Source organism: Candidatus Methylomirabilis sp. (genome assembly GCA_036000645.1).
Classification (GTDB): Bacteria; Methylomirabilota; Methylomirabilia; order Methylomirabilales; family JACPAU01; genus JACPAU01.
In genome coordinates, this window is the sequence record DASYVA010000124.1 from 1 (window position 1) to 7230 (window position 7230).

Consider the following 7230-nt stretch of genomic DNA (forward strand, 5'->3'; position numbering starts at 1 on the left):
GGACCTCCCACCTGCCGCGAGCCTCGCCCGCATCCGAGAGGCCCGGGCGGCGGCCCCGGACACCTTCGAGCGGGAAGAGTACCTGGAGCGGGTCCGGGCTCTCTTCACCGCCCTGCGCGGCCCGGGCATCCTTCACCTGGATGCGACGCAGTCCGCCGACGTCGTGGCTGCTGCGATCCGCGAGGCAGTCGAGTCGGTGCTCCGTCCCCGCCAGGCCCCCTAGTGCCCCCCCCCGCGGGGACCTCCCGTAGTCCTCTGCCGGTGCTGGAGGACCTGCTGCGCCGCGCGGGAGACCGCCGCCGGGATGTTCCGGTCCCGGGCCAGCCCCTCCACCTCCTTCTCCGTGAGGTTCGTAATCCCCAGCCCCAGGGAGACCCCCACCGGAGTCTTGGGGTTGTGCAGGAGGGAGAGGACTACCAGCTTGTTGCTCCGGTAGCGCTTCATGTTCCCGATCTCCCGGAGGACCTTCTCCGAGACATCCCGCATCTGGGCGATGCTCTGGATCTCGGTGTCGGTGACCCGGGGGCCCTTCACCACCTCGAGCGCCACCATGTCATTGCCGTCCTTCACCAGGATCATCCGGGCTTCCTTGTTCCCCTTCTTGGCCAGGGTCAGCTTCTGCCCGGTTGACATGCCCTTGATGATGACGAAGAGGCTTTTCTTCTTCTCCTCCTCGGTCGTCCCGTGGGCTTGCTCGTGGAGGACGCTCTCGGCGATGGCCACCTCCTCCTCGGTCGCGGCCGGGTTGTCCAGAACGGCCTGGGGAATCTGGGGGGAGCGGGAGAGGAGGCGGCGGCTCGCCGTGAGCTGCTTCAGGAGAGGGAGCGGGGCGGTGCGGGCGATCTTGGCCAGGGCGGAGGGGGGCGCGGCAGGGTGAAGCATGATGAGCCGCCAGATCTCCTCGTCCACCACCGGCTGCGAGACCACGTGCTCCAGGAGGGCGGGGTCGGCCTTCGGATCGCGCACGAGGGTGAGGAGCTGGTCGCGGGAGACGCCCTCGAGGAACTCGCCGGAGAGGGGGAGGTCGGCCATCACGCCTGCCCCGCGGCCAGGGCGCGCAGAGCCGCGGTCAGGGCCGGCAGCTCCTCGGGCGCAACGGTCCGGAGATCCAGCAGCACGTTCCCGTCCTTGATCCGGGCCAGGACAGGCGGGTCGTGGCGCCTGAGCGCCGCCTCCAGAGCGTCGGCCGTGCGGGACCGGGACCGGAGCGCCAGGAGGAAGGTGGGGAGGGCCTCCGTGGGCGAGGCGCCGCCCCCCACCTCGGAGGTCCCCGCGATCACCTCGGCGCTGAGGTCCCCGCCCGCCGCCCGGGCGGCCTCGGCTGCCGCCTCCGCCCGGGCCCGGATGGTGGCCGCGGGCAGGGCGATTGAGCGGAGGGTGGGGATGGCTTCGACGGCCGCGGGGCCGTCCAGGTAGAGGCGGAGCGTCGCCGCCAGGGCCGCAAGGGAGAGCTTGTCAATCCGGACCGCCCGGGCCAGCGGGTTCTTGCGGAGCTTCTCCACCACGCCCCGCCGCCCCACCACCAGCCCCGCCTGGGGCCCCCCCAGCAGCTTGTCCCCGCTGCAGGTGACCAGATCCGGCCCCTGGCGCAGGACGTCCGGCACCGTCTCCTCGCCGGTGACGCCGTAGGGGGTGAGATCGGCGAGGGCGCCGCTCCCCAGGTCCACCATCACCGGCACGTGATGGCGCTTCCCCAGGGCGACGAGCTCCGGCAGGGGAACCGCCGCCGTGAACCCGACGATGGCGAAGTTGCTCGGGTGGACCTTGAGGAGCAGGGCGGTCCGCTCCGAGAGCGCGGCCTCGTAGTCCCGGAGATGCGTCCGGTTCGTGGTCCCCACCTCCCGGAGGAGGCCCCCGGCCTTCCGCATCACGTCGGGGATCCGGAAGGAGCCGCCGATCTCGACCAGCTCCCCCCGGGAGACGAGGACCTCCCGCCCCTCGGCCAGCGTGTTGATGGCCAGGAGGACGGCAGCGGCGTTGTTGTTGACGGCGAGGGCGGCCTCCGCGCCCGTCAGGCGGGTGAGGAGGCCTTCCACGTGCACCTGCCGCGATCCGCGCGCCCCCGCCTCGAGGTCGAACTCCAGGGTGGAGTAGGCCCGCCCCGCCTCCAGCGCCGCCTGCAGGGCGGCATCCGGGAGGCAGGCCCGCCCGATATTGGTGTGGAGGATCACGCCGGTCGTGTTGATCACCCGGCGCAGGCTCGGGCGGGCGGCCGCCTCGGCCAGCGCGGCCGCCACGGCCACGAGGTCGTCGGGCGCCTCGCCGCCGGCCAGGATCCGCCGCCGGGCGCGCTCCAGCGCCTCCCGCACCCCGTCCAGGACCGCCCAGCGGGGGAGGCGCTGGAGGAGCGTGCGGGTGGCGGGCTCCCGGAGGATTTCCTCCACCGAAGGGAGCTGGCGCAGCAACGCTCCTGCGTCGGCGGAATCTTTGCCCGCCATCCCTCGTCGCCTCCCCGCGACGAGTCCTCCTTAGCACACTTCCCGGAGGCGTTCAACGGAAAGTTCCCCCCGGCGGGACGCAGAGACGCGCCCGGCCACCCGTGGAGGGCGGCCGGGCGGAGCGGGTGGGGGGGATCAGGCTGGCGTGGAGCGGGGAGAGGAGGCGCGGCGGGCCTGGAAGCAGGTCTTGCAGTAGACCGGCTTATCCAGGACGGGCCGGAAGGGGACCGTCGTCCGCTCCCCGCACTGGGAGCAGGTCACCTCGTGCTCCTCCCGGGCCTGGTTCCCGGCCCCCCCGCGCCGGACGGCCTTGCAGGGCTTGCACCGCTTCGGCTCGTTGGTGAACCCCTTCTGGGCGAAGAACTCCTGCTCCCCCGCGGTGAAGACGAACTCCTGGCCGCATTCCACGCAGGTCAAGGTCTTGTCCTCGAATGCCATCCGGGTCTCCTCGGCGCCGGCGCCGGGGCGGCTGCCCGCGGCGGCTCGGCAAAGACGGGTCACGCTTCCAGGTCTCGCTGGCCGCGCCTTATCCCGTACGCACCCCCCGGGCCGGGGCCGCCCCGCCGGCCGTCAGGCCGAAGCGCGGGAAGATGAGCTCCTGCACCCGGGCCACGCTTGCCCGGGCGTACCGCCAGGCCTCCGCCCGCCCGCGGGGCTCGGGCGGGGGCAGGGGGTCACTCAGGGTGGTCCGCCGGATTCCGCGCTCCTGGAGGGCTCGCTGGGCCGCCTCCGGGAGCAGGTCGGGGATCTCCCGGCCCGTCATGACGGCCCAGGCGGCCGTCCAGGCGCGGGGGACGTTGGCCAGGTCGTATCCCCCGCCCCCGAGGGCGACCCACGGAAGGTCGCAGCCCCGGAGGAGCTCCACGGCCCGGCGAAACCCCTGGATGCTGAGGTCCAGGTGGGCCAGCGGATCGGTCCGGTGCGTATCGATCCCGAGCTGGGTGACGAGCAGGTCGGGGGCGTAGGCCTTGAGGAGGGGGAGGACGACGGCCGTGAGGGCCCAGAGGAAGATCTCGTCGTCGGTGCCGGGAGCGAGGGGGACGTTCACGCTGAATCCTTCCCCGGGCCCCTTCCCGGTCTCCTCCGGGAACCCGGTGCCGGGGAAGAGGATCTCGCCCGTCTCGTGCAGGGAGATGGTCAGGACCCGGTCGGTCTCGTAGAAGCCGAACTGGACACCGTCCCCGTGGTGGGCGTCGATGTCCACGTACGCGACGCGGCGGCCCCGGGCGGCCAGCTCTGCGATGAGGACCGCGGCGTCGTTCACGTAGCAGAAGCCGGACGCCCGGTTCGGGGCGGCGTGGTGCAGCCCCCCCGCGATGTTGAAGGCGACCCGGACCTCCCCCGTCTCGACGAGCCTCCCGGCGCACAGCGTCGCGCCGGTGAGCAGGGCCGAGAACTCGTAGACGCCCGGGAAGGTGGGGTTGTCGCCGGTCCCCAGGCCCCACCGCAGGAGGTCCCACCCGGCCTCGCCGGCGGAGGCCCGCTTGAGGGCGGCCAGGTACTCGGGGTGGTGGAAGCGGCGGAGGTCCTCGTCGGAGGCGGGGGCGGCGGGGAGCACCCGGACGCCCGGGCTCTCGAGCAGACCGCAGGCGGCCGCCACCTCGACGGTCAGCGGCAACCGGCCGATCCGCATGGGGTGGGCGGCGCCGTAGTCGTACCGGGCGTACTGGTCGGAGACGAGGAAGACGCTCGGAGGGGGGGCGCGCATGGTCGGGGCGCGGCGCGGGCGCGCCGCGGGGCTACTCCTCGCCGGGGCGGAGGTACTCCCCGCTCTTGCCGCCGCGCTTCGCCACCAGGCGGACGGCGCCGATCACCATCCCGCTATCCACGGCCTTGCACATGTCGTAGATGGTCAGGGCGGCCACCGAGACGGCCGTGAGGGCTTCCATCTCGGCCCCCGTCTTCCCGGTGGTCTTCACCCGGGACTCGATGTCGATGCGGGCCGCGTCTTCGCGGGGGGCGAAGCTCACCTCGGCGGAGGTAATGAGGAGCGGATGACACAGGGGAATCAGTTGGTCCACCCGCTTGGCGGCCAGGATCCCGGCCACCCGGGCGGTCGCCAGGACGTCGCCCTTCGGGAGCGCCTCGTCCAGGATCAGGCGGATGGTTTCCTTCTGGCAGGCGATGTGCCCGCGGGCCACGGCCTCGCGGGCGGTCTCGGGCTTGGCGGTCACGTCCACCATCTTGGCCCGCCCCTGCGGATCAAGATGAGAGAACCTTCTCATTCTGCCCCATATACTGGCGCATGATGGCGTACATCTGGTCCTTCACCACCAGCTTCATCTTCTGCAGCTCTTTGCGCTTCCGCTCCTGCTCGCTCGTGAGGTAGTAGATCCGGTCGAACTCCCCGATCTTCTGGTCGAACTCCCGGTGCTTCTCTACGAGGCGGCGGAATTCGGCGTGCCCCTCCTTCAGCCGCGCAAAGAGCTGCGCCTCCGTTTCATTCATCTTTGACCTCCTTGGGGGGAGCGGGCAGAAACAGCAACGCCCCGGAGGTCCCGGGGCGTGCACGCTGGCAGGGGATGGACGACGGGGCCGGCGTGGAGCGGAAGAGCAGGACTCCTAATGTGAGCAACCGGCGCATACCCACCGTCGGTAGGGGATAACCTACCGGCTGTAGCCTAATCCAGGGCCGGGGACAAGTCAAGGCAAAAAGGGGTGGTGCTCTACTTCGCCCAGATCATAATACCCGCCATTTGGTGCCCATCCAAGGTCTAGTAGCGTGCCCGTCTCTCAACACTATCCCCAAAAAACCTTCTTGACTTCCTGGACGAACTAGACGTAGCCTCTGCGTCAGAGGAGGGCGACCCAATGGCGGATACACGCGCCTTGCGTTCCAGGTTAGAGGAGGAAATTCGACGCCTTCAGGAAAAGCTCAGAGCAGTTGAGCTTGTCGAACAGATGGCTGCTGATTGGGACCAAACCGGAAGCCGCCGATCCCGCAAGCGCCGTGGTGAGAGCGACCGCAGAACCATCCAGGAGCTTTGTAAAGAGATCGCACTTGAATCCGACAGGAAATGGACCATCGCTGACATGACACCGGTCGTTCAGGCCAGAGGAAGGCCCGACGCCACGAGAGCTAACGTAAGTACGGCGATGCGGAGGCTTGCGAAAGAGGGATTGTTGGAAGTCGCAGGCAGAAACAGGAAAACCGGCTATGTCTATCGAACAGGAAGCCTCAAGGCAGTCCTTAAATAGCAAGGGCCGCACCAAGGGTGCGACCCTTGCGTTATACCCCCGGTCGCTCAACGGGAAGGAGCGCTGGCTTGCTAAGCCAGTTCGATGCGGGTTCGAACCCCGCCCGGGGGACTCTTGGGGGCGTGGCTGAGACTGGCCTATAGCGAGCGACTCTAAATCGCTTGACCCTGCTCATCCCAGGGTCCGGAGGTTCGAATCCTCTCGCCCCCTCACATTAGCCAAAATTAGTCAAAAAGCGTTGTCAAGCAAAAACAACTATGACCTAGAAAAACAGCCCTTATTTTCGTGGTTTAGCGAGACCCCCACCAAGTAAGCCCTTACGGAAGGGGAATGCTTGTTTTGCTCATTCCCCTTCCGTTGTTTTTTTCTTCCATCTAGTCTCGGCAGCCTTTCGGGCGATCTCTTGTCGGCGTTCGGGAGAGAGTTTTTCAGCCCGCGCAAGCCCGCCCTTCTTGGCCCCCCGACGCCCTAGGGCTACGGCATGGGGGTTTTTCTTCCTGCCCATGCCTAAAGGATATGCTTGCCCGGCCAAGAAGTCAAGCGGTTATTTGCATTATGCAACTCGGTTTTCACTTGACAATGCTTGCGCGGGCAAGTATATTGTGGGCAAGTAAAAACCCCTGAACCGCAGCAACGGCTCAGGGGTGGCTGTTCCACCCGAGCAGCGAAGGCCACCCGGACGGTCCCCAGCCGAATCCAGGTTACGGCCTTCGCCAGAGAAAGGCAAGGCCGATGAACCGACTTAAGCGGGAAAAGCAGCTAGCGGTCATTTCCGCCCTAGTGGAGGGCAACAGCATTCGAAGCGTGGAACGCATGACCGGGGTTCACCAAGTCACGATTTTGCGCCTTCTAGTGCGGGTGGGAGAGCGATGCAGCCAGCTCCTAGACGAGCAAATGCGAGGCTTCCACTCCCGTCGTCTACAGGTGGACGAAATCTGGACCTTCGTGCGAAAGAAAGAGGCCCACCTGAAGGGGCCGGAGTCGTTCAACCACGAAATAGGCGATCAGTACGTATTCGTCGCCTTGGATGCGGAAAGCAAGCTGATTCCGACGTTCACCGTAGGCAAGCGGGACGGGGAAACGGCCCTCCGGTTCCTGACCGATCTCCGGGAGCGGCTAGAAGGCAACGGGCGGGTGCAGATCACCACAGACGCCTTCCGGGGCTATCTCCCCGCCATGGAAGAAACGTTTGGGGCTGATGTGGACTATGCTCAATTGGTGAAGCTGTACGGTGCCGTGAATCCCGGCCCTGGGCGCTACGCCCCACCACGGGTCTCGGAGACGATATCCACGCCGATCAACGGTAGTCCTGACCCCAGGCACATTTCTACCAGCTATGTGGAGCGGCAGAACCTTACGATGCGGATGCAGATGCGTCGGTTTACCCGGCTGACCAATGGTTTCTCCAAGAAGCTGGCGAACCTTAAGGCCGCCCTGGCCCTACATTTCGCCTGGTACAATTTCGTTCGGGTTCACAGAACCCTACGCGTGACCCCGGCTATGGCGGCGGGAATTACAGATCGGGTTTGGGGGCTGGCCGACCTACTCCCCGCAAACTAGAGCACCACCCAAAAAGGGGACCCCGGGGGGCTCC

The 7230-nt window shown here is 67.7% G+C and carries 9 protein-coding genes and 1 tRNA gene; 4 read left to right on the forward strand and 6 right to left on the reverse strand.

What is annotated here, in order from left to right; genetic code table 11:
* The coding region (locus VGT06_07065) for a dTMP kinase (protein ID HEV8662879.1) at positions 1-223 on the forward strand (223 nt) is incomplete at its 5' end.
* Here the strand turns inward: VGT06_07065 and VGT06_07070 are convergent.
* The 6 genes from VGT06_07070 to VGT06_07095 form a co-directional block, all read right to left on the reverse strand.
* The gene (locus tag VGT06_07070) at positions 220-1032 is read right to left on the reverse strand and encodes a hypothetical protein (protein HEV8662880.1); all 813 of its coding nucleotides are present in this window, start codon (positions 1030-1032) and stop codon (positions 220-222) included. The two genes, VGT06_07065 and VGT06_07070, sit on opposite strands and share 4 nt — an antisense overlap.
* On the reverse strand, positions 1032-2438 hold the full coding sequence (gene selA / locus VGT06_07075) for an L-seryl-tRNA(Sec) selenium transferase (GenBank protein HEV8662881.1): 1407 nt from the start codon (positions 2436-2438) through the stop codon (positions 1032-1034). The genes VGT06_07070 and selA overlap by 1 nt, the downstream gene beginning before the upstream one ends.
* A gap of 135 nt (positions 2439-2573) precedes the next feature.
* The gene (locus tag VGT06_07080; GenBank protein HEV8662882.1) at positions 2574-2876 is read right to left on the reverse strand and encodes a zinc-ribbon domain containing protein; all 303 of its coding nucleotides are present in this window, start codon (positions 2874-2876) and stop codon (positions 2574-2576) included.
* Positions 2877-2964: 88 nt separating this feature from the next.
* Positions 2965-4146 carry an acetoin utilization protein AcuC gene (locus VGT06_07085; GenBank protein HEV8662883.1) on the reverse strand — a complete coding sequence of 394 codons (1182 nt, stop codon included), beginning with the start codon at positions 4144-4146 and terminating at the stop codon, positions 2965-2967.
* 31 nt (positions 4147-4177) lie between these two features.
* Complete coding sequence (gene moaC, locus VGT06_07090) at positions 4178-4663, reverse strand: cyclic pyranopterin monophosphate synthase MoaC (GenBank protein ID HEV8662884.1); 486 nt, start codon at positions 4661-4663, stop codon at positions 4178-4180.
* Positions 4641-4886 carry a DUF465 domain-containing protein gene (locus VGT06_07095; GenBank protein HEV8662885.1) on the reverse strand — a complete coding sequence of 82 codons (246 nt, stop codon included), beginning with the start codon at positions 4884-4886 and terminating at the stop codon, positions 4641-4643. The genes moaC and VGT06_07095 overlap by 23 nt, the downstream gene beginning before the upstream one ends.
* A gap of 363 nt (positions 4887-5249) precedes the next feature.
* Here VGT06_07095 and VGT06_07100 point away from each other — a divergent pair, with 363 nt between their 5' ends.
* The 3 genes from VGT06_07100 to VGT06_07110 all read left to right on the forward strand — a co-directional run bounded on the left by VGT06_07100 (position 5250) and on the right by VGT06_07110 (position 7196).
* Positions 5250-5636, forward strand: a complete 387-nt coding sequence (locus tag VGT06_07100; protein HEV8662886.1) for a hypothetical protein — start codon at positions 5250-5252, stop codon at positions 5634-5636.
* 36 nt (positions 5637-5672) lie between these two features.
* Positions 5673-5747: transfer RNA gene (locus VGT06_07105), tRNA-Ser, on the forward strand.
* A gap of 813 nt (positions 5748-6560) precedes the next feature.
* Entirely contained in the window at positions 6561-7196 is a 636-nt protein-coding gene (locus VGT06_07110; protein HEV8662887.1) for an IS1 family transposase, read from the forward strand.
* Positions 7197-7230 lie beyond the last annotated feature (34 nt).

What these genes read in the sequence shown, in the direction of transcription:
- VGT06_07070 (HEV8662880.1), bottom strand. Translation starts at nt 1,032, where the DNA reads ATGGCCGACCTCCCCCTCTCCGGCGAGTTCCTCGAGGGCGTCTCCCGC.
- selA (HEV8662881.1), bottom strand. Translation starts at nt 2,438, where the DNA reads ATGGCGGGCAAAGATTCCGCCGACGCAGGAGCGTTGCTGCGCCAGCTC.
- VGT06_07080 (HEV8662882.1), bottom strand. Translation starts at nt 2,876, where the DNA reads ATGGCATTCGAGGACAAGACCTTGACCTGCGTGGAATGCGGCCAGGAG.
- VGT06_07085 (HEV8662883.1), bottom strand. Translation starts at nt 4,146, where the DNA reads ATGCGCGCCCCCCCTCCGAGCGTCTTCCTCGTCTCCGACCAGTACGCC.
- moaC (HEV8662884.1), bottom strand. Translation starts at nt 4,663, where the DNA reads ATGAGAAGGTTCTCTCATCTTGATCCGCAGGGGCGGGCCAAGATGGTG.
- VGT06_07095 (HEV8662885.1), bottom strand. Translation starts at nt 4,886, where the DNA reads ATGAATGAAACGGAGGCGCAGCTCTTTGCGCGGCTGAAGGAGGGGCAC.
- VGT06_07100 (HEV8662886.1), top strand. Translation starts at nt 5,250, where the DNA reads ATGGCGGATACACGCGCCTTGCGTTCCAGGTTAGAGGAGGAAATTCGA.